Genomic DNA, 19128 nt, shown 5'->3' with positions numbered 1-19128 from the left:
ACTCCCGACCCCGGGCCTTCGGGCCCGAGACCTGCACCCCGGGCCTTCGGGCCCCGCTCTCCGCGGCCCACGGGCCCCGGGCCTTCGGGCCCGGGCCCCACCCGGGCCCCACCGGGCCTCCTCGGCCCCGGTGACCCCCCTCGTACCATCCGATACTTCCGGAGCACCTTTCACGTGAGCGAACAGCCCCGTCGTCCCGCCAAGCCCTACCGGCGTCCCAAGAAGGACCCCGTCCGGATGCTCGCCTTCGAGGCGCTGCGGGCCGTGGACGAGCGTGATGCCTACGCCAACCTCGTGCTGCCGCCGCTGCTGCGCAAGGCGCGGCAGGACGAGAGCTTCCAGGCGCGGGACGCGGCGCTGGCCACCGAGCTGGTCTACGGGACGCTGCGCCGGCAGGGCACGTACGACGCGATCATCGCGGCCTGTGTCGACCGGCCGCTGCGCGAGGTGGACCCGCCGGTCCTGGACGTGCTGTCGCTGGGCGCGCACCAGCTCCTCGGTACCCGGATCCCGACCCACGCGGCCGTCTCGGCCAGCGTGGAGCTGGCGCGGGTGGTGCTCGGTGACGGGCGGGCGAAGTTCGTCAACGCCGTCCTGCGCAAGATCGCCGCGCACGACCTGGACGGCTGGCTGGAGCGGGTGGCCCCGCCGTACGAGGAGGACGCCGAGGACCACCTCGCGGTGGTGCACTCCCACCCGCGCTGGGTGGTCTCGGCGCTGTGGGACGCGCTGGGCGGCGGCCGGGCGGGCATCGAGGACCTGCTGGAGGCCGACAACGAGCGTCCGGAGGTCACCCTGGTGGCCCGGCCCGGCCGGGCCACCACCGAGGAGCTGCTGGCCGCCGTGGGCGAGGACTCGGCCCTGCCGGGCCGCTGGTCCCCGTACGCGGTGCGGCTGGCCGAGGGCGGTGAGCCGGGTGCCCTGGAGGCGGTCCGCGAGGGCCGGGCCGGGGTGCAGGACGAGGGCAGCCAGCTGGTCGCCCTGGCGCTGGCCGGGGTGCCCGTGGAGGGCCGCGACGAGCGCTGGCTGGACGGGTGCGCCGGGCCCGGCGGCAAGGCGGCCCTGCTGGGCGCGCTGGCCGCGCAGCGCGGCGCGTCCCTGCTGGCCTCCGAGAAGCAGCCGCACCGGGCCCGCCTGGTCGAGCGGGCGCTCGCCGGCAACCCCGGGCCGTACCAGGTCATCGCCGCCGACGGGACCCGGCCGCCGTGGCGGCCCGGCTCCTTCGACCGGGTCCTGATGGACGTGCCCTGCACCGGTCTGGGCGCGCTGCGCCGCCGACCGGAGGCGCGGTGGCGGCGGCGCCCGGAGGACCTCGACGGCTTCGCCCCGCTCCAGCGGGCACTGCTGCGCGAGGCGCTGTCCGCGGTCCGGGTGGGCGGTGTGGTCGGCTACGCCACCTGCTCGCCGCACCTGGCCGAGACCCGGGTCGTGGTGGACGACGTCCTGCGCGGTCGGGGCGGCGCCGAGCCGGCGAAGGCCGAGCTGATCGACGCCCGCCCGTACCTGCCCGGCGTCCCGGCCCTGGGCGACGGCCCGGACGTCCAGCTCTGGCCCCACCTGCACGGGACGGACGCCATGTACCTGGCCCTCCTCCGCCGCACCGGCTGACCCCCGCCGGGCCCCGGCCGGGCCCGGCCCGGGGGCGTAGTGGTGTACGTCACGGGGCCGGGGCAGGGTCGGGGTCGGGATGGTTCCGGGCGGGGGGCGGAATCCGGCCTCCGGCATGGCAGGCTTGGGGCATGGCCGTTCAGATCAATCCCAGCATCCTGTCCGCGGACTTCGCCCGCCTCGCCGACGAGGCGAAGGCCGTCGAGGGCGCCGACTGGCTGCACGTCGACGTCATGGACAACCACTTCGTCCCGAACCTGACCCTCGGGCTCCCCATCGTGGAGTCGCTCGGGCGGGCCACGGACATCCCGCTGGACCTGCATCTGATGATCGAGGACCCGGACCGCTGGGCCCCGCAGTACGTCGAGGCGGGGGCCGGTTCGGTCACCTTCCACGCCGAGGCCGCGGGGGCGCCCGTACGGCTGGCGCGCGAGATCCGTGCCAAGGGGGCCCGTGCCTCCATGGCGCTCAAGCCCGCGACGCCGATCGAGCAGTACGAGGACATCCTCCCCGAGCTCGACATGGTGCTGATCATGACGGTCGAGCCGGGATTCGGCGGGCAGCCGTTCCTGGACGTGATGCTGCCCAAGATCCGCCGCACCCGCGAGCTGATCGCCAAGCACGGACTGGAGGTCTGGCTCCAGGTCGACGGTGGGGTCTCGGCCTCCACCATCGAACGCTGTGCCGAGGCCGGCGCCGACGTGTTCGTCGCCGGCAGCGCCGTCTACGGGGCCGTCGATCCGGCCGCGGCGGTGCGTACGCTGCGTGAGCAGGCGGGTGCGGCGATCGCCGCGGCACCCTGGGCCTGCGACCACTGAGGCGCACGGGACGGACAACGCGAAGCCTCGGTGAACAGCTCGGAGAACGCAGCCGTCCGGGCTGATCAACGGCCGCCGGATCTGACAGGATGAACGGCGAGTCGAGAGTGTGAACAGCAGTGAGGAGAGCGCGGTGTCTGCAATGTCGGCGGGACGGTCAGCCCTGCGGATGGGACCCGCGGAGCTGGTGCAGGCGGCGGCCATGGCCCGCCGCTTCTACCTCGAAGGCAAGTCCAAGATCCAGATCGCCGAGGAGTTCGGCGTGAGCCGCTTCAAGGTGGCGCGGGTCCTGGAGACCGCTCTGGAACGGGACCTCGTCCGGATCGAGATCAGGGTGCCCGCCGAGCTGGACGCGGAGCGCTCCGACGCCCTGCGGGCCCGGTACGGGCTGCGGCACGCGGTGGTCGTGGAGTCCCCGGCCGACGCGGCCGACGACGCCCCCGACCCGGAGAACCTCGGCGCGGTCGCCGCCGACCTGCTGGGCGAACTCGTCAACGAGGGCGACGTGCTGGGCCTGGCCTGGGGCCGCTCGACCATCCACATGGCCGCGGCCCTGCACCGGCTGCCGCCGTGCACCGTGGTGCAGCTCACCGGTGTGTACGACGCGGGGACGGCCGAGCGCGGCTCGGTGGAGGCCGTCCGCCGGGCCGCCCAGGTCTCGGGCGGGGACGCGCACCCGATCTACGCGCCGATGCTGCTGCCCGACCCGGCCACGGCGGCGGCGCTGCGCAGCCAGACCGGGATCGCCCGGGCCTTCGAGTACTTCGACAAGGTCACGGTCGCGGCGGTGTCGATCGGCTCGTGGGAGCCGGGCATCTCCACGGTGCACGACATGCTCACCGACGAGGAGCGGGCCCACTACGCCTCGCTGGGCGTGGCGGCCGAGATGTCCGCGCACCTGTTCGACGCGGAGGGCCGCCGGGTCGGCCGGGACCTGGGGGAGCGCTGCATCACCGTGGAGGCCGACCGGCTGCGGCGGATCCCGGAGGTCGTGGCCATCGCGGGCGGCCTGCGCAAGGCCGCGGCGATCGGCGCGGTGCTGCGCTCGGGCCTCGTGACCAGCCTGGTCACGGACACGGCGGCGGCCGACTACCTGCTGACCGAGTCGGCTCCGCCGCTGCGGCCGGCCCTGGAGCGGTCCGACCCCGACGAGTGAGACCGCAGGACCCGGTGCCCCGGCGCGCAGGACGCGCCGGGGCACCGGTGCGTCCGGGTGCCGGTTCGCTCCGGAATGGGATGTTTGGCACTATCGGCCCATGATCTTCCGGAGTGTGTCCCGGGCGATGGGCGCCCTGTTCCTGTGCGTGCTGCTGCTGGGCGCGGCCGCCTGCGGGGGCGGCGGGGGCGGGCAGCGGGCCGTGGCGCCCTCGGCCCCGGCCGCCACGGCGCCCGGCTGGGCCAAGGGCATGGTGACCGTCCGGGCCGAGGACCTGCCGCAGCAGGCCCGGGACACCCTCGCGCTCATCGACCGCGGCGGCCCGTACCCGTACCGGCAGGACGGCACGGTCTTCGGGAACTTCGAGAAGGCGCTGCCCCGTCAGAAACGGGGCTACTACCACGAGTTCACCGTGGTCACCCCGGGGGAGCGGGACCGCGGGGCGCGCCGGATCGTCACCGGCGAGGGCGGAGAGCTGTACTGGACGGACGACCACTACAAGACCTTCAAGGCGGTTGTGAGATGACCCTGGACCCGCAGCCGATCGCCCCCGCCCTGGCGGCCGCCGACGCGGCCGGGTGGACCACCGTACGGCTCGACCTGGACGGCGTACGGACCAAGGCCGAGCTGATGGACCGCTGCGCCCGGGCCCTGCGCCTGCCGGACTGGTTCGGGCGGAACTGGGACGCGCTGGCGGACTGCCTGGTCGACCTGTCCTGGCTGGAGCCGGCGCCGGGCCGGCTGCTCGCGGTGACCTCGTGGCGGGGCTACGCGCGGGCGCGGCCGGCCGACTGGGAGACGTTCGAGGACGTCCTCGAAGAGGCGGTGGAGTTCTGGCGGGCACAGGAGGCCGGGCCGGAACTCCAGGTGCTCCTGGCGGACCGGCCCGGCAAGGGGTAGCGCGTCGGCGTGCTCAGCCCTTCGGGATCCACGGCGGGGTCTGGCCCCAGGACCAGACCGGCACCTTCGCGGCGTCGACCGGGGGCGGGTTCTCCCCGGAGTAGATCAGAGCCATCCGGGTGCCCCACTCGATGTAGTAGACGAACACCGCGCGGAACTCCGGATCCGTGGGCAGGCCGACCTCGTCGGCCGTGTCGAGCAGCAGGTCCACCCAGCGGCGGCGCTGCGTCTCGGTGATGCCGCGGCCCAGGTGCTTGGTGGCCATGTGCTGGTGGCCGCCGTGGTGGGCCGAGTAGTCGGCGGGACCGCCGAACACCTCCGACAGCCACGCGGCCACGTGCTGGGGGTGCTCGGCGTCCATGCCCCGGAAGACCGGCTCCAGGACCGGGTCGCGCAGGGCGTGGGCGTAGAAGGTGTCGGTGAGGCGCCGCATGGCCTCCGCGCCACCCATCCACTCGTAGATCGTGGGCGTGGTGCTCATTGCTCGTTCGCGGCCTTTCCGGTGCCGACGACGTCGGTGGGCAGGTAGTGCTGCATCTCCTCGATGGCCGTCACGTACGGCCGGATGGCGTTGAAGAACGCCGGGAAGTGCTCGCCCTTGCGGAACCCCTGGAGGTGGTCCTCGATCGAGGTCCAGCGGATGCGCAGGATGTAGCGCTCGCGCTCCTCCTGGCAGCGGGTCAGCTCGTAGTCGAGGCACTCGGGCGAGGCGGCCAGGGACTCCGCGGCGCGACGGTAGGCGTCCTCGAAGGCCTGCTGGTCGTCCAGCCCGATCCGGTACCGGATGTACTCGACGGTCTGCGTCATGCTCTGTCTCCCTCGGTCAGGTCTCCCCGCCACCTTCGCGGCCAGGAGGCCGCCCGTCAGCCGAATGCGTCATTCGTCCCCGGACTCCTTGGAGTCGGCGGGTTCCGCGTCACCCTCCTGGGCGACCGTCGGGGTCGGGGAGCTGACGTCGGGGCCCTGGGCGCGGACCTCCTGGACGTGGTCGAGGGACGCGCGCAGGTCGGCCAGCCAGGTGTCGGTGTTCTGCGCGACGAGACGGACGCACCAGGCCAGGGCGTCGGCGCGGCTGCGGGCCACGCCGCCGGCGACCAGGGTGTCGAGGACCTGGCGCTCGGTCTGGCGCAGCCGGGTCATGACGGGTACGGCGAGGTGGGTGAACAGGACCCGGCCCCGGTCGGTCTCCACGCCCCAGGCGACCTTGCGGCGGTAGAGGCTCTCGGCCTCGCGCGCCACCTCGATCCGCTGGTCCCGGGTGCGCTCCCGGAACTCCTTCACCGACTCGGCCGCGGGGAGGCGGCCGACGACGGTGATCTCCTCGCGGTCGATCACGACGTCGACGAGGCTCTCGTAGACGTCCACCGGCAGGCGCTCGGCGAACCAGGCGCGGAGCTGCTCACGCTGCTGGGCTGTAATCATGTAATCAACGTTGCATCCGTTCTCCTCTTGATCGCAACGGCTCGGGCCCGGTTATGCCGAGGGAGGAAAGGGCCGGGGAGGAACGGCTCGGGCGGAACGGCTCAGCCCATCGACCGGTAGCGGTGGATCAGGGACACGGCCATCGCGCCCTCGCCCACGCCCGAGGCGACCCGCTTGACCGAGTGCGCCCGTACGTCACCGGCTGCGAAGACCCCGGGCACGCTGGTCTCCAGCGGGTACGGGGCACGCTCCAGGCTCCACTCCGACGGCAGCTCGCCCCCGTTGGAGATCAGGTCCGAGCCGGTCAGTACGAATCCGTACTCGTCCCGCTCCACCACGCCCTGGAGCCAGGCCGTGTGCGGGCGGGCCCCGATGAACGTGAACATGAACCGGGCCGGGACCTCGGTGTCCGCGCCGGTGTCCGCGTCGTGCAGGGTGATCCGCTCCAGGTGGTCGTCGCCGTCCAGGCGGACCACCGTGGTGCGCACCTTGACCTCGATGTTCGGGGTGCGGCCGATCTCGTCGATCAGGTACCGGGACATGCTCTCGTCCAGCGAGGCCGCCCGCACCAGGACCGTCACCCGGGCCGCGTACTTGGCGAAGTGGACCGCGGCCTGCCCCGCCGAGTTGGCGCCGCCGACGATGAACACGTGCTGCGAGATGCAGGCCGAGCTCTCGGTGGTGGCCGCGCCGTAGTACAGGCCGGCGCCCTCGAACCGCTCCGCGCCCTCGGCCGGCAGCTTGTTGTACGCCACCCCGGTGGCCAGCAGCACGGTCTCGGCGGAGATCTCCGTGCCGTCCGCCAGGGTGAGGATCTTCGCCGGGTCGTCCCGGGTCAGCGAGACCACCTCGACCGGGTGCAGGATCTCCGCGCCGAACCGGGACGCCTGGATGGTCGCGCGCCGGGTCAGGTCCCCGCCGGACAGGCCCGAGGGGAAGCCCAGGTAGTTCTCGATCAGGCTGGAGGTGCCCGCCTGGCCGCCGGGGGCGCGGGAGTCCAGCATCAGCGTGGACAGGCCCTCGGAGGCGGCGTACACGCCCGCGGCGAGCCCGGCGGGCCCGGCGCCGACGATCACGCACTCGTAGTGCGGACGGGAAGCGGTGGTGGCCAGGCCCAGGGCCCCGGCCAGCTCGGCGTCGGTGGGCGCGGCCAGCAGCCGGCCGTCGGGGAACCGGACGAGCGGCAGGGTCGCGTCGGGCCGGTCGGCCAGCAGGGTCAGGGCCTCCGGGTCCCGCTCGACGTTGAGGAAGCGGAACGGCTGGCCGTTGCGGGTGAAGAAGTCCCGTACGGCATGGGTGCCGGGGGAGACCAGGTGCCCGGCGACGATGATGCCGTCGTACGCCGGCCGGTAGGTGGCCAGCCAGTCCGACAGCAGGTCGTCCAGGACCGGGAACAGCCGCTCGTGCGGCGGGTCCCAGGGCTTGAGCAGGTAGTAGTCCAGCCGCACCCGGTTGATGGCGGTGATCGCCGCGTCCGTCTCGGCGTAGGCGGTCAGCAGCACCCGGCGGGCGTCGGGGAACCGGCTGACGGCCTCCAGGAGGAACTCCACGCCCGTGACGTCCGGCATCCGCTGGTCCACCAGGAACAGCGCCGGGTCGTGGCCGCGTTCGTCGAGCGAGTCCAGGATCTTCAGGGCGTCGGCGGCCGAGGAGGCGCCCAGCACCCGGTAGCGGTCGCCGTAGGCGCTGCGCAGGTCACGGCGGACCGCGCGCAGCACCTGGGGGTCGTCGTCGACGGCCAGGATGACCGGCTTGCGGCTCTCGGCGTGCGTGCTCACGGCCGCCGAGGGACCCTGCGCCGGGGCGCCCTGCTGCGGGGCGGCGGTCTCCACCCGGCCGTTCTCCGGCGCCGCGCTCATGCGACGTCCAGCATGATCTTGTCGGCGTAGCACCAGGCCCAGGTCTCGCCGGGCTCGTGGGAGGCCGCGATCGGGTGCGCGGTGCGGTGGTGGTGCCCGGTGGCGTGCCGGTTCTTCGACGAGTCGCAGCAGCCGACGTGGCCGCAGCTCAGGCACATCCGCAGGTGCACCCAGCCGTCGCCGAGGGCGAGGCACTCCTCGCAGCCCTCACTGCCCGGTTTCACCGGGCGCACCTCATCGAGGTGTGTGCAGATCGTGTCCACCGGTGCGTCCCTTCCCGTGGGTCCCGAGATTCCGCACGACCATAGGTCGGCCCCACCCGTAACGGTTCACCGATTCGGCCGACGTCAGGAAGTCCGGCGGCTACTTCCTGAACTCGGCGGGCGACTTCCTGAGGTGCCGGAAAGACCTTGCCGTCTACCTCACGAAGTCGCACACGGGCGCTTTGACGCGGGCTCGGGTCGGCACCAGTGTGGACGACGCCAACGACAACAGGCGGCGCCTGGAGGAATCCGTGAGCAGAAAGATTCTGGTCATTGTCTCCGAACACGGTTACTGGTCCGAAGAACTGATAGGACCCGTCTCGAAGTTCGACGAGCGGGGCTACGAAGTCGTCTTCGCGACGCCGACCGGAAAGCGCGCGCACGCACTGCCGCCGAGCCTCGACGCGAACTACATCGATCCTCCACTGGGACGCTCGGTCACCACCGAGGAGAACGCCCGGCTGGGGCGGGAGTTCGAGCAGTCGAGCCGGCTGGACTCGCCGCTCGACATCGAGGCCTGGGTGCCCGAGCGCCCGTACACGAGCGACGACAACTACCTGCGCAAGCTGGAGCAGTACCACCGCGACCTCGACAAGCTCGACCAGGACATCGCCGACTACGACGCGATCCTCATCGTCGGCGGCAGCGGCCCCATCGCCGACCTCGCCAACAACGAGCGGGTGCACGCACTGATCCTGGCCTTCGAGAAGGCCGGCAAGCTCGTGGCCGCCGAGTGCTACGGGGTCGCCTGCCTGGCCTTCGCCCGGGACTGGGACGGCCGCCGCAGCATCATCTGGGGCAAGCACGTCACCGGCCACTGCAAGGAGTACGACTACAAGGACGGCACCGGATTCCTCGGCACCGACTTCAACATGGGCCCGCCGCCGTACCCGCTGGAGTACATCCTGCGCGACGCCACCGGCCCGCGCGGGCAGTACCACGGCAACTTCGGCAAGCCGCTGTCGGTGATCGTCGACTACCCGTTCGTCACCGGCCGTTCGACCCCCGACTCCTACCTCACGGGACAGAAGATCGTGGAAGTGCTGGAGGAAGGACTCACCCGGTACGGGTGGTAGGTCGCGGGAATCGCCAGGAATGACGAGGGCGGATTCGAGGGGGAATTGATGAAAGCCACTCCCGGCCGGGAAAGGCTGATCGAGCAGTTCAAGGCCGACGGCCTGACGGTGATGTTCGGAAATCCGGGGACGGTGGAGCAGGGATTTCTCGACGCCGTCGACGCGGCGGAGGACTTCACCTATGTCCTCGCCCTCCAGGAGACCGTGGCCGCCGGTATCGCCGACGGCTACGCCCGGGCCACCGGCGGTGCCGCCCTGCTCCAGCTGCACTCCGGTGTGGGCCTGGGCAACGGCATCGGCATGCTCTACCAGTCGCTGCGCGGCCACACCCCGCTCGTCGTGGTCGCCGGCGACGCCGGGGTCCGCTACGACGCCATGGACGCGCAGATGGCCGCCGACCTGGTGGCCATGGCCCGGCCCGTGACCAAGTACGCCACCCGGGTCACCGACCCCCGGTCGGTGCTGCGCACGGTCCGGCGCGCCGTGAAGATCGCGCTGACCCCGCCGCGCGGCCCGGTGTTCGTGGCGCTGCCGATGGACGTCCTGGACGAGCTCAACTCCGAGCCCGTCCGGCCGGCCACGGTCCCGCTGACCGACGTGGCCCCCTCGCCGGCCTCGGTGGGCCGGGCGGCCCAGCTGCTGGCCGGCGCCGAACGGCCGGTGCTCCTGGTCGGCGACGGGGTCGCGCTGGCCGGGGCCCAGCGCGAACTGGCCGCGGTCGCCGAACTGCTGGGCGCCGACGTGTACGAGGTCGACTCCAGCGAGGTCAACATCGCCGCGTCGCACCCGCTGCGGCGCGGCCAGACCGGTCACATGTTCGGCCCGCACAGCAAGGAGATGGTCCAGGACGCGGACGGGGTGCTGATCGTGGGCACCTACGTCTTCCCCGAGGTCTTCCCGGAGCTCGACAGCCCCTTCCGGGCGGACGCCCAGGTCGTGCACATCGACCTGAACGCCTACGAGATCGCCAAGAACCACCCGGTGGACCTGGGCCTGGCCGCCGACCCGAAGCAGGCCCTGCGCGCGCTGGCCGGCGTACTGGAGCGGGAGCTGACCCCGCAGCGGCGGGCCGCAGCGGCGGCCCGGCTGGAGCGGCGCACCCGGGAACGGGCCCAGGCGGCCACGGCGGGGCCCGCGGCCGACGAGGACGCGCCGATGGCGGTGTTCCTGCGCACCCTGGCCGAACGGACCGGGGGCGACCTGATCGTCTTCGACGAGGCGCTGACCACCTCCCCGCTGGTCACCCGGTACCTGCCGGCCGAGCGGCCCGGCGACTACCACCTCACCCGGGGCGGCTCGCTCGGCGTCGGCTTCCCCGGCGCGGTCGGGGCCAAGCTCGCCCACCCCGACCGGCTGGTCGTCGGGTTCTCCGGCGACGGCGGGTCGATGTACACCTACCAGGCGCTGTGGACGGCCGCCCGGCACGGCATCGAGGCCAAGTTCGTCGTCTGCAACAACCGCAAGTACCGGCTGCTGGACGACAACATCGCCGCCTACTGGCAGGAGCGCTCCATCCCCGCGCACGACTTCCCGGGGTCGTTCGACCTCTCCCACCCCGAGATCGACTTCGCCGGGCTGGCGCGGTCCCTGGGGGCGGCCGGGACCCGGGTGGAGAAGCCCGAGGAGGCGGTGGCCGCCGTCGGCCGGATGCTGTCCCACGCCGGGCCGTTCCTCGTCGACATCCAGATCTGAAGCCCGAAGACCGAGCAAGGGAGGACGCATGGCCGCCCAGGGGTTCACCGAGGACGCGATACGCGGCTTCGCCGAGAAGTGGTACGTGGCCCTGGACCAGCACGTGGAGCTGGCGCAGGTGCTGGAGTTCATCACCGAGGACCTGGAGTTCAAGGTCCCCGAGGACACCTTCCTCGGCCACGAGGGCTTCAGCGGCTGGTACGAGGCCGTCACGCACCGCTTCTTCGACGAGGTGCACACCGTCACCAAGGTGGAGCCGGTGATCGAGGGCGACAAGGCCGTGGTCCGGGTCCTGGTCAACTGGCAGGCCCGGATCTGGGACCCGCCGGCCGCCCGCAGCGTCTGGCTCGGCTTCGACGCCGACCAGACCTGGGTCGTCGTACCCGGCCCGCAGGGGCCGCGGATCAGCCGGTACACGGTCAACGAGCTGGCCCCGATGCCGGGTTCGGCATCGCTCTGAGCGGCGAGGAGCGGACGATGACCGAGGTGACGCCCGAGCGGGTGCGGGCCGCGTACGCGGCCCTGGGCTCCGGGGACCGGACCCGGATCCTGGAGTACTACGCGGAGGACCTGCGCTGGCTGGTCCCCGGCAACCACCCGCTGGCCGGCTGGTACGAGAGCCTGGACGCCTTCCTGGAGCTGATGGGGCAGACCCACAAGCTCACCGGGGGCTCCTTCCGGATGGACCTGGAAGCGGTCCTCGTCGGGGAGGACTGCTCCGCCGACGTGTGCCGCAACACCGCGACCCGGGCCGGGGCGCCCGAGGGCAGTGGCTCCCCGTACGAGCGGATGGACTACCAGGTCTTCCACTTCATGCGCTGGCAGGACGGCCGGATCGTCGAGGGCCACGACGGCCTGTTCGGCGACACGGCCACCGCCTTCAGCCAGTTCTGGGCGCACTTCGGCCCGGACGGAATCCGCAGGGACCGATGAGGGGGAGGGTGCGGACATGGATGCGCGGCAGGGACTGATCGAGGTACTCGAAAAGTATTACGAGTACGCCAACGCCGGGGACTGGGACCGCTGGTGCGACCTGTTCGCCGAGGACCAGGTCATGGACGAACAGCTCGCCGGACACATCGAGGGCCTGGACACCCTGCGCTCGATGATGAAGGGCATGGGGACGATGTACCGGGTCTTCCGCAACGAGCCCGTGCACTTCCTCGTCGACGGGGAGAAGGCCGCCGCCGTCTCGCACCTGAGCGCCGTCAGCGCCTCGGGCGAGGCGATCGAGGCCGAGGTCATGAACTTCTTCCGGATCGTGGACGGAAGGATCGCCTACATGGCGAACTACCACGACACCGTCCCGTTCCAGGTCCTGAGCCAGGACTGAGGGGGCGGCGACCCGTGAGCGAGCGCGAGAGAGAGACCTACGACTACGTCGTCATCGGCTCCGGCACCGCGGGCAGCGTGCTGGCCCACCGGCTCAGCGAGGACCCGGACGTCTCGGTCCTGGTCCTGGAGGCCGGCGGATCCCGGATCCCGCCCGAGGTGGACGACCCGTCCTCCTGGTACAAGCTGCTCGGTGGGCCCGTGGACTGGGGCTACACCAGCGTCCCGCAGCCGGGTCTGGACGGCCGCACCACCTACGAGCCCCGCGGCAAGGCGCCCGGCGGCAGCAGCAACCTGTACATCATGATGCACATCCGGGGCCACGCCTCGGACTTCGACAACTGGGCCTACCAGGGCGCGGCGGGCTGGTCGTACCAGGACGTGCTGCCCTACTTCGCCCTGCTGGAGGCCCAGGAGGACGTCACCGCGGCCACCACCGGCACCCGGGGGCCGCAGCGGATCACCAACGCCGGCCTGCACCGCCCCAACCCGGTCTCCCGGGCGTTCATCGACGCCGCCGTCGAGCTCGGCCACCAGGAGATCGCCGACTTCAACACCGACGGCCCCCGGGGCGGGCTGTTCGGCACCGGCTGGCACCACATCGACGTGGCCGACGGCCGCCGCCAGGGCGCGCTGGCCGCCTACCTGGAACCCGCGCTGACCCGACCCAACCTGACCCTGCGCACCGGGGCGCAGACCACGCGGCTGCTGTTCGCCGGGGACACCTGCACCGGCGCCGAGTACGTCCAGCTCAGCCCGCCCGCCGATTTCCCGGGCCGGGACGTGCGCGACCGCCACGGCACGGCCGGGGAGCCGGGGCGGCACACCGTACGGGCCCGCCGCGAGGTCGTCGTCGCGGCCGGCGCCATCGAGTCGCCCAAGCTGCTGCTGCTCTCCGGCATCGGCGACCCCGGGCAGCTGCGCGAGCACGGCATCGACGTGGTCCGGGCGCTGCCCGGGGTGGGCGAGAACTTCCACAACCACGTGCTGACCGGGCTGATGGCCGAGGTCACCCAGGAACTGCCGGCGCCGACGCAGAACCTCTCCGAGAGCGCGCTGTTCCTGTCCTCCGTGCCGGGCCTGCCCGCCCCGGACCTCCAGATCGCCTTCGTGCACGTCCCGTTCGACGTGATCGTCGGACAGTCCCACCCGAACACCGTGAGCATCCTGCCCGGCGTGGTCCGCCCGGTCTCCCGCGGCTGGATCCGGCTCGCGAGCGCCGACCCGCTGGCGCAGCCGCTGATCCACCCCAACTACCTGGGCGACCGCTGGGACCTGGAGCGGATGGTGCAGGGCGTCAAGCTGGCCCGGGAGATCTTCGCGACCTCGGCCTTCTCGCCCTGGTACAAGCAGGAGCTCCAGCCCGGACCCGGCCATGCCTCCGACGACGAGCTGCGCACCTTCGTCAAGCAGAAGTCGGAGAGCTACCACCACCAGTCCGGCTCCTGCCGGATGGGCATCGACGACCTGTCGGTGGTCGACCCCGAGCTGCGGGTGCACGGGCTGCGCAACCTGCGCGTCGCGGACGCGAGCGTCATGCCCGCGGTCCCGTCCGGCAACTGCCACGCCGCCATCGCGATGATCGCCGAGCGCGCGGCGGACTTCCTGAAGGGAGTGTCCCGTGTCTGACGTGGTCCTGCGCGAGGGTCCGCTCACCGGGACCCGCATCGCGGTCCTGGTCGAGAGCGACTTCTACGAGCCGGAGATCTTCTACTACCAGCGCCGGTTCGCCGAGGAGGGCGCCGAGGTCGACTTCCTGACCCGGCTGTGGGGCAACGACGCGATCACCTTCAGCGGCCACGAGTACCGGGCCCCGTTCACCGCCAGCCGCTCCCTGGAGGGGCTCACCGACGAGGAGCTGCGCCGCTACGCCGCCCTGATCGTGCCCTCCGGCATGGTCGCGGACCGGCTGCGCTACACCGAGGACGTGGACGTGCTGGCGCCGGCGACCGAGCTGCTGCGCCGGGCGTTCGAGGAGCCGACGGTCCTCAAGGGGATCATCTGCCACGGCATGTGGCTGGCGTCGTCCATCCCCGGCAAGGTGCGCGGACGCAAGGTGGTCTGCCACAACAACCTCATCGGTGACGTGCGAAACATGGGCGCGCAGTACGTGGACGAGGACGTCGTGGTCGACGGCGACCTGGTCACCGGCCGCACCGGCGCCCACCACCACCTGTTCGCCCGCCGGATCATCGACCTGATCGCCTCCGGGCGGGGGCGGGGGACCGGCTGATGCGCTGGTCCCACGTGGGCCTGAACTGCACCGACCAGAAGACCACCGAGGACTTCTACACCCGGTACTTCGGATTCGCCCGGGCCCGGGTGGTGGACCTCGGCGACTCGCAGATCGTCTTCCTGCGCAAGGGGGACGCGTACCTGGAGCTCTTCCCGGCCGGCGCCGAGCCGGCCCGGCAGGCCGACAAGGACGGCCCTCCGGCCCCCGGCCGGATCCGCCACCTGGCCTTCCAGACCGACAGCGTCGACGCCTTCCTCGCCGAGATCGGGGAGGCGGCCGACGTGACCCTCGGCCCGCTCGACTTCGACGACTTCATCTGCGGCTGGCGGACCGTCTGGCTGCGTGACCCCGACGGAGTGGTCGTCGAGGTCAGCCAGGGCTACCAGGACGACGCCGACACGACAAAGGACGGTGTGTAATCCATGGCAGAGGCCGTGAGCTTCACCTTCTCCGACACCATCGCCGGATACATCGAGCACTTCGACTCGGAGACCCGGATCCTCAAGGTGCGCACCGCCGACGGCCGTCCGTACGACGTCTCGCTCGCCTCCGGCCCCAGCGCCGAGCTGGTCCGCAACCTCGACGAGCCGTACATCGACGCCTCCGGCCACATCGACGAGATGCTCTCGCCGGGCCGGTTCCTCTTCACCTACGGCGTCCACTACCCCGAGCAGGGCGGCCGGTTCGACGCCAAGCGCCTGGTCTTCCTCGGCCGCGGCGCCGAGGACTACCGGTTCGAGGAGGCCGGCTGGTGGGTCAAGCAGATCGAGTCCCTGGCCTCCTTCTACCGGCGCGCCCAGTTCGGTGACGGCCCGGTCGACTTCGCCGAGTACCGCACCCAGATCCGGCTCGGCGGCGACAAGACCGCCAGCCACGTCCAGGAGACCGACACCATCTCCCGGCTGGTCTACGGCATGGCCTCCGCCTACCTGCTGACCGGCAAGGACGAGTACCTGGAGGTCGCCGAGCGCGGCACCGAGTACCTGCGCAAGCACATGCGCGTGGTGGACTCCGAGGAGGACGTGACCTTCTGGTACCACGGCATCAGCGTCGACGGGGACAGCGAGCGCAAGCTGTTCACCTCGGAGTTCTCCGACGACTACGACGCGATCCCGATGTACGAGCAGATCTACGCGCTGGCCGGCCCGATCCAGACCTACCGGGTCACCGGTGACAGCCGGATCAAGGACGACGCGGACGCCACCATCCGGCTCTTCGACAAGTTCTTCAAGGACGAGGAGCAGGGCGGCTACTACTCGCACATCGACCCGATCCTCTTCAGCCCCGACCACGAGTCGCTCGGCGAGAACGCCGAGCGCAAGAACTGGAACTCCGTCGGCGACCACGCGCCCGCGTACCTGATCAACCTGTACCTGGCGACGGGCGACCAGCGCTACGCCGACTTCCTGGAGTACACCTTCGACACCATCGCCGAGCGCTTCCCGGACTACGAGCACAGCCCGTTCGTCCAGGAACGGTTCTTCCGCGACTGGTCGCACGACACCGCGCACAGCTGGCAGCAGAACCGCGCCGTCGTCGGCCACAACCTCAAGATCGCCTGGAACCTGATGCGCATGAACTCCCTGAAGGCCAAGCCGGCCTACCAGGAGCTCGCGCGCAGGATCGGCGAGATCATGCCGGCGGTCGGCAGCGACCTCCAGCGCGGCGGCTGGTACGACGTGGTGGAGCGGATCAAGGAGGGCGACCAGGAGACCTACCGGTTCGCCTGGCACGACCGCAAGGCCTGGTGGCAGCAGGAGCAGGCGATCCTCGCCTACCTCATCCTGCACGGCACCCTCGGCGGGGAGGACTTCCGCCAGGAGGCCCGGCAGGCGGAGGCCTTCTACAACACCTTCTTCCTCGACCACGACGAGGGAGCCGTCTACTTCAACGTGCTCGCCAGCGGCACGCCGTACCTGCTCGGCACCGAGCGGCTCAAGGGAAGCCACTCGATGTCCATGTACCACTCGGCGGAGCTGTGCTACCTGGCCGCCGTGTACAACAACCTGCTCATCAACGGCCGCGAGATGGACTTCCACTTCAAGCCGGCCCCGACCGACCTGCCCGGACGCGTGCTGCGCGTCGCACCCGACCTGCTGCCCGCGGGCTCGGTGCGGATCGCCGCCGTGGAGATCGACGAGAAGCCGTACGAGGAGTTCGACGCGGACGAGCTGACCGTCCACCTCCCGGACGTCCAGGGGCGGGTCAAGGTCAAGGTCCGGCTGCGGCCCGTGACCAAGTAGCGCCAACGGGGGCGCCCCGAAACGAGGGGAACGACAACCATGACTCTGAACGTGAAGGAACGCCGGACCAAGGCGGGCACGGTGCTCGTCGCCACCGGCGAGATCAACAGCGAGACGTCGGGCCGGCTCCTGGCGGCCCTGCTGCCGCTGGTCCGTGAGGGCAGGCCGCTGCGCATCGACCTCACCTCCGTCACCTACGTCTCCAGCGCGGGCCTGCGTACCCTGCTCGTGGTCTACCGCGAGGCCCAGCACGCGGAGGTGGCGGTCACCCTCTACGGGGTGAGCGAGGAAGTGCGGTTCGTGATGTCGGCCACCGGGTTCCTCGACTTCTTCGAGACCGGCGAGGCGGCCGCCACCCAGGCCAAGGCGAAGGCGAAGGCCCCGCGATGACCGAGACCGCCAGGTCCGACCAGGTCCTGCGCATCGACGCGTACCCGACCCACGAGGTGGGCGGGTACCGCGTCCGCGCGGGCAAGCCGTACCCCTTCGGGGCCAACGTGGTCCCCGGCGGGGTCAGCTTCTCCGTCTTCTCCGACCAGGCCACCTCCATGACCCTGGTCCTGTACAAGCGCGGAGAGCCCGAGCCGATGGCCGAACTGGAGTTCCCCGAGGAATTCCGCATGGGCTCCGTCTTCGCCATGACGGTCTTCGGCCTCGACCACGAGAACATCGAGTACGGCTACCGGGCCGACGGCCCCTTCGACCCGGTCACCGGCCACCGCTTCGACGCCCGCCAGGTCCTGTCCGACCCCTACGCCCGGCTGATCTCAGGCCGTGACGTCTGGGGCGTGGAACCCGACCGCTCCCGCGGGTACCAGTACCGCTCCCGGGTGTGCCTGCAGGACTTCGACTGGGGCGACGACACACCCCTGCGGATCCCGGCCGAGGACCTCGTCGTGTACGAGACCCACGTCCGCGGCTTCACCCGGCACCCCTCCTCGGGCGTCACGGCGCCCGGCACCTTCGCGGGGCTGCGGGAGAAGATCCCGTACCTCAAGGAGCTCGGGGTGAACTGCATCGAGCTGCTGCCCGTGTTCGAGTTCGACGAGAGCGACAACCCGCGCAGCAACCCCGAGACCGGCGAGAAGCTCTACGACTACTGGGGCTACAACACCGTCGCGTTCTTCGCGCCCAAGGCCGGCTACGCGGCCACCGGACGCTACGGCATGCAGGGCGACGAGTTCCGCACCCTGATCAAGGACCTGCACGCCGCCGGCATCGAGGTCATCCTCGACGTCGTCTTCAACCACACCGCCGAGGGCAACGAGCAGGGCCCCACCATCTCCTTCAAGGGCCTGGACAACGCCACGTACTACATGCTCACGCCCGAGGGGTACTACTTCAACTTCAGCGGCACCGGCAACACGGTCAACTGCAACCACCCCGTGGTCCGCAACTACGTCCTGGACTGCCTGCGCCACTGGGTCGCCGACTACCACATCGACGGCTTCCGCTTCGACCTCGCGGCCATCCTCGGCCGGGCCCTGGACGGCACCCCGCTGCCCAACCCGCCGCTGCTGGAGTCGCTCGCCTTCGACCCCGTCCTGCGGCACACCAAGCTCATCGCCGAGGCCTGGGACGCGGCCGGGCTCTACGAGGTCGGCAACTTCCCGGCCTACGGCCGCTGGGCCGAGTGGAACGGCAAGTACCGCGACACCGTCCGCCGCTTCGTCAAGGGCGACCCGGGAGTCACCGGCGACCTCGCCACCCGGCTGGCCGGCTCGCCCGACCTGTACTCCGGGCGCTCCGCCGCCGCCTCGGTCAACTTCCTGACCGCCCACGACGGTTTCACCCTCGCCGACCTGGTCTCGTACAACGACAAGCACAACGAGGCCAACGGCGAGGGCAACAACGACGGGGCCAACGACAACAACAGCTGGAACTGCGGAGCCGAAGGCCCCACCGACGACCCCGAGGTCACGGCCCTGCGCCTGCGCCAGATGAAGAACGCCCTGGCCATCCTCCTCACCAGCCAGGGCATCCCGATGCTGCTGTCCGGTGACGAGGTCGGCCGCACCCAGCAGGGCAACAACAACACCTACTGCCAGGACAACGAACTCTCCTGGTTCGACTGGCAGCAGGTCCAGGACAACGCCGAACTGCTCCACTTCACCCAGCAGATGATCGCCTTCCGCAAACGCCACCGCGAGCTGCGCTCCACCGTCCACCCGACCGGGCAGGTACGCGAGCAGCTCGGCCTGCCGGACATCAGCTGGCACGGCGAACGGGCCTGGCAGCCCGACTGGTCGCCGGAGTCCCGGCTGCTGGCGGTGGCCCGCTGCGGCCACGGCGACGACGACGTCGTCTACGTCGCGATGAACTCCCACTGGGAGTCGCACGACCTGGAACTGCCCGCGCTGCCCGGGGGACGGGCCTGGCACCTGTTCGCCGACACCGGGGCCCCGGCGCCGTACGACATCCGCGTCCCCGGCACGGAGGCGGAGCTGGACAACGCCGGCAAGTACCTCATCGGCCCCCGCTCGGTCGTGATCCTGGTGGGCCGTACACCTCAAGGAGACTGAC

At 71.4% G+C, this 19128-nt stretch carries 21 protein-coding genes; 16 read left to right on the top strand and 5 right to left on the bottom strand.

Features of this window, described 5'->3' with window-relative positions:
• Window positions 1-174: 174 nt before the first annotated feature.
• The 5 genes from EF918_RS09200 to EF918_RS09180 all read left to right on the top strand — a co-directional run bounded on the left by EF918_RS09200 (window position 175) and on the right by EF918_RS09180 (window position 4482).
• Complete coding sequence (locus EF918_RS09200; protein WP_125643592.1) at window positions 175-1608, top strand: RsmB/NOP family class I SAM-dependent RNA methyltransferase; 1434 nt, start codon at window positions 175-177, stop codon at window positions 1606-1608.
• Window positions 1609-1739: 131 nt separating this feature from the next.
• The gene (rpe, locus tag EF918_RS09195; RefSeq protein WP_125643590.1) at window positions 1740-2426 is read left to right on the top strand and encodes a ribulose-phosphate 3-epimerase; all 687 of its coding nucleotides are present in this window, start codon (window positions 1740-1742) and stop codon (window positions 2424-2426) included.
• Window positions 2427-2568: 142 nt separating this feature from the next.
• Complete coding sequence (locus tag EF918_RS09190) at window positions 2569-3582, top strand: sugar-binding transcriptional regulator (RefSeq protein WP_185921663.1); 1014 nt, start codon at window positions 2569-2571, stop codon at window positions 3580-3582.
• A 100-nt stretch (window positions 3583-3682) separates the two neighbouring features.
• Entirely contained in the window at window positions 3683-4108 is a 426-nt protein-coding gene (locus EF918_RS09185) for a ribonuclease domain-containing protein (protein WP_125643586.1), read from the top strand.
• The gene (locus EF918_RS09180; RefSeq protein ID WP_125643584.1) at window positions 4105-4482 is read left to right on the top strand and encodes a barstar family protein; all 378 of its coding nucleotides are present in this window, start codon (window positions 4105-4107) and stop codon (window positions 4480-4482) included. The genes EF918_RS09185 and EF918_RS09180 overlap by 4 nt, the downstream gene beginning before the upstream one ends.
• Before the next feature lie 13 nt (window positions 4483-4495).
• Here the strand turns inward: EF918_RS09180 and EF918_RS39000 are convergent, their stop codons facing one another.
• The 5 genes from EF918_RS39000 to EF918_RS09155 form a co-directional block, all read right to left on the bottom strand.
• Window positions 4496-4963: a group II truncated hemoglobin gene (locus EF918_RS39000; protein ID WP_125643582.1), complete on the bottom strand. Its 468-nt coding sequence runs from the start codon at window positions 4961-4963 to the stop codon at window positions 4496-4498.
• Window positions 4960-5289 carry a putative quinol monooxygenase gene (locus EF918_RS38995; protein ID WP_125643580.1) on the bottom strand — a complete coding sequence of 110 codons (330 nt, stop codon included), beginning with the start codon at window positions 5287-5289 and terminating at the stop codon, window positions 4960-4962. The genes EF918_RS39000 and EF918_RS38995 overlap by 4 nt, the downstream gene beginning before the upstream one ends.
• Window positions 5290-5358: 69 nt before the next feature.
• The gene (locus EF918_RS09165; RefSeq protein ID WP_260610004.1) at window positions 5359-5904 is read right to left on the bottom strand and encodes a hypothetical protein; all 546 of its coding nucleotides are present in this window, start codon (window positions 5902-5904) and stop codon (window positions 5359-5361) included.
• A 101-nt stretch (window positions 5905-6005) separates the two neighbouring features.
• Window positions 6006-7682 (bottom strand): FAD-dependent oxidoreductase, encoded by a 1677-nt coding sequence (locus EF918_RS09160; protein ID WP_221889697.1) that lies wholly within the window; start codon window positions 7680-7682, stop codon window positions 6006-6008.
• Window positions 7683-7759: 77 nt separating this feature from the next.
• Window positions 7760-7987, bottom strand: a complete 228-nt coding sequence (locus EF918_RS09155; protein WP_312847821.1) for a UBP-type zinc finger domain-containing protein — start codon at window positions 7985-7987, stop codon at window positions 7760-7762.
• A 290-nt stretch (window positions 7988-8277) separates the two neighbouring features.
• On the opposite strand from EF918_RS09155, the gene EF918_RS09150 reads away from it, so the two are divergent.
• Genes EF918_RS09150 through glgX form a run of 11 tightly spaced genes read left to right on the top strand, consistent with a single transcriptional unit; the run spans window position 8278 to window position 19127 of the window.
• On the top strand, window positions 8278-9102 hold the full coding sequence (locus tag EF918_RS09150) for a type 1 glutamine amidotransferase domain-containing protein (protein WP_125643574.1): 825 nt from the start codon (window positions 8278-8280) through the stop codon (window positions 9100-9102).
• 48 nt (window positions 9103-9150) lie between these two features.
• Window positions 9151-10794: a thiamine pyrophosphate-binding protein gene (locus tag EF918_RS09145; protein ID WP_125643572.1), complete on the top strand. Its 1644-nt coding sequence runs from the start codon at window positions 9151-9153 to the stop codon at window positions 10792-10794.
• 28 nt (window positions 10795-10822) lie between these two features.
• Window positions 10823-11254 carry a nuclear transport factor 2 family protein gene (locus EF918_RS09140; RefSeq protein WP_125643570.1) on the top strand — a complete coding sequence of 144 codons (432 nt, stop codon included), beginning with the start codon at window positions 10823-10825 and terminating at the stop codon, window positions 11252-11254.
• Between the two features lie 17 nt (window positions 11255-11271).
• Window positions 11272-11727: a nuclear transport factor 2 family protein gene (locus EF918_RS09135; RefSeq protein WP_125643568.1), complete on the top strand. Its 456-nt coding sequence runs from the start codon at window positions 11272-11274 to the stop codon at window positions 11725-11727.
• A gap of 16 nt (window positions 11728-11743) precedes the next feature.
• The gene (locus EF918_RS09130) at window positions 11744-12127 is read left to right on the top strand and encodes a nuclear transport factor 2 family protein (protein ID WP_125643566.1); all 384 of its coding nucleotides are present in this window, start codon (window positions 11744-11746) and stop codon (window positions 12125-12127) included.
• A gap of 14 nt (window positions 12128-12141) precedes the next feature.
• Entirely contained in the window at window positions 12142-13755 is a 1614-nt protein-coding gene (locus EF918_RS09125; RefSeq protein WP_125643564.1) for a GMC family oxidoreductase, read from the top strand.
• The gene (locus tag EF918_RS09120; RefSeq protein ID WP_125643562.1) at window positions 13748-14359 is read left to right on the top strand and encodes a DJ-1/PfpI family protein; all 612 of its coding nucleotides are present in this window, start codon (window positions 13748-13750) and stop codon (window positions 14357-14359) included. The genes EF918_RS09125 and EF918_RS09120 overlap by 8 nt, the downstream gene beginning before the upstream one ends.
• Window positions 14359-14781, top strand: coding sequence for a VOC family protein (locus tag EF918_RS09115; RefSeq protein WP_125643560.1), 423 nt, complete (start codon window positions 14359-14361; stop codon window positions 14779-14781). Before EF918_RS09120 ends, EF918_RS09115 begins: the two co-directional genes overlap by 1 nt.
• Before the next feature lie 3 nt (window positions 14782-14784).
• Entirely contained in the window at window positions 14785-16605 is a 1821-nt protein-coding gene (locus EF918_RS09110; RefSeq protein WP_125643557.1) for an AGE family epimerase/isomerase, read from the top strand.
• Between the two features lie 39 nt (window positions 16606-16644).
• Window positions 16645-16995 (top strand): STAS domain-containing protein, encoded by a 351-nt coding sequence (locus tag EF918_RS09105; RefSeq protein ID WP_125643555.1) that lies wholly within the window; start codon window positions 16645-16647, stop codon window positions 16993-16995.
• Window positions 16992-19127 (top strand): glycogen debranching protein GlgX, encoded by a 2136-nt coding sequence (glgX, locus tag EF918_RS09100; protein WP_125643553.1) that lies wholly within the window; start codon window positions 16992-16994, stop codon window positions 19125-19127. Before EF918_RS09105 ends, glgX begins: the two co-directional genes overlap by 4 nt.
• Window position 19128 lies beyond the last annotated feature (1 nt).

This window comes from Streptomyces sp. WAC06614 (assembly GCF_003949795.1).
Lineage (GTDB): Bacteria > Actinomycetota > Actinomycetes > Streptomycetales > Streptomycetaceae > Streptomyces.
This window is presented reverse-complemented; position numbering and strand designations above follow the sequence as displayed.

Excerpts from the sequence above, each read along its gene's own strand:
- rpe (WP_125643590.1), top strand. The coding sequence starts at position 1,740 with ATGGCCGTTCAGATCAATCCCAGCATCCTGTCCGCGGACTTCGCCCGC.
- EF918_RS09190 (WP_185921663.1), top strand. The coding sequence starts at position 2,569 with ATGTCGGCGGGACGGTCAGCCCTGCGGATGGGACCCGCGGAGCTGGTG.
- EF918_RS09185 (WP_125643586.1), top strand. The coding sequence starts at position 3,683 with ATGATCTTCCGGAGTGTGTCCCGGGCGATGGGCGCCCTGTTCCTGTGC.
- EF918_RS09180 (WP_125643584.1), top strand. The coding sequence starts at position 4,105 with ATGACCCTGGACCCGCAGCCGATCGCCCCCGCCCTGGCGGCCGCCGAC.
- EF918_RS39000 (WP_125643582.1), bottom strand. The coding sequence starts at position 4,963 with ATGAGCACCACGCCCACGATCTACGAGTGGATGGGTGGCGCGGAGGCC.
- EF918_RS38995 (WP_125643580.1), bottom strand. The coding sequence starts at position 5,289 with ATGACGCAGACCGTCGAGTACATCCGGTACCGGATCGGGCTGGACGAC.
- EF918_RS09165 (WP_260610004.1), bottom strand. The coding sequence starts at position 5,904 with ATGATTACAGCCCAGCAGCGTGAGCAGCTCCGCGCCTGGTTCGCCGAG.
- EF918_RS09145 (WP_125643572.1), top strand. The coding sequence starts at position 9,151 with ATGAAAGCCACTCCCGGCCGGGAAAGGCTGATCGAGCAGTTCAAGGCC.
- EF918_RS09140 (WP_125643570.1), top strand. The coding sequence starts at position 10,823 with ATGGCCGCCCAGGGGTTCACCGAGGACGCGATACGCGGCTTCGCCGAG.
- EF918_RS09135 (WP_125643568.1), top strand. The coding sequence starts at position 11,272 with ATGACCGAGGTGACGCCCGAGCGGGTGCGGGCCGCGTACGCGGCCCTG.
- EF918_RS09130 (WP_125643566.1), top strand. The coding sequence starts at position 11,744 with ATGGATGCGCGGCAGGGACTGATCGAGGTACTCGAAAAGTATTACGAG.
- EF918_RS09115 (WP_125643560.1), top strand. The coding sequence starts at position 14,359 with ATGCGCTGGTCCCACGTGGGCCTGAACTGCACCGACCAGAAGACCACC.
- EF918_RS09110 (WP_125643557.1), top strand. The coding sequence starts at position 14,785 with ATGGCAGAGGCCGTGAGCTTCACCTTCTCCGACACCATCGCCGGATAC.
- EF918_RS09105 (WP_125643555.1), top strand. The coding sequence starts at position 16,645 with ATGACTCTGAACGTGAAGGAACGCCGGACCAAGGCGGGCACGGTGCTC.
- glgX (WP_125643553.1), top strand. The coding sequence starts at position 16,992 with ATGACCGAGACCGCCAGGTCCGACCAGGTCCTGCGCATCGACGCGTAC.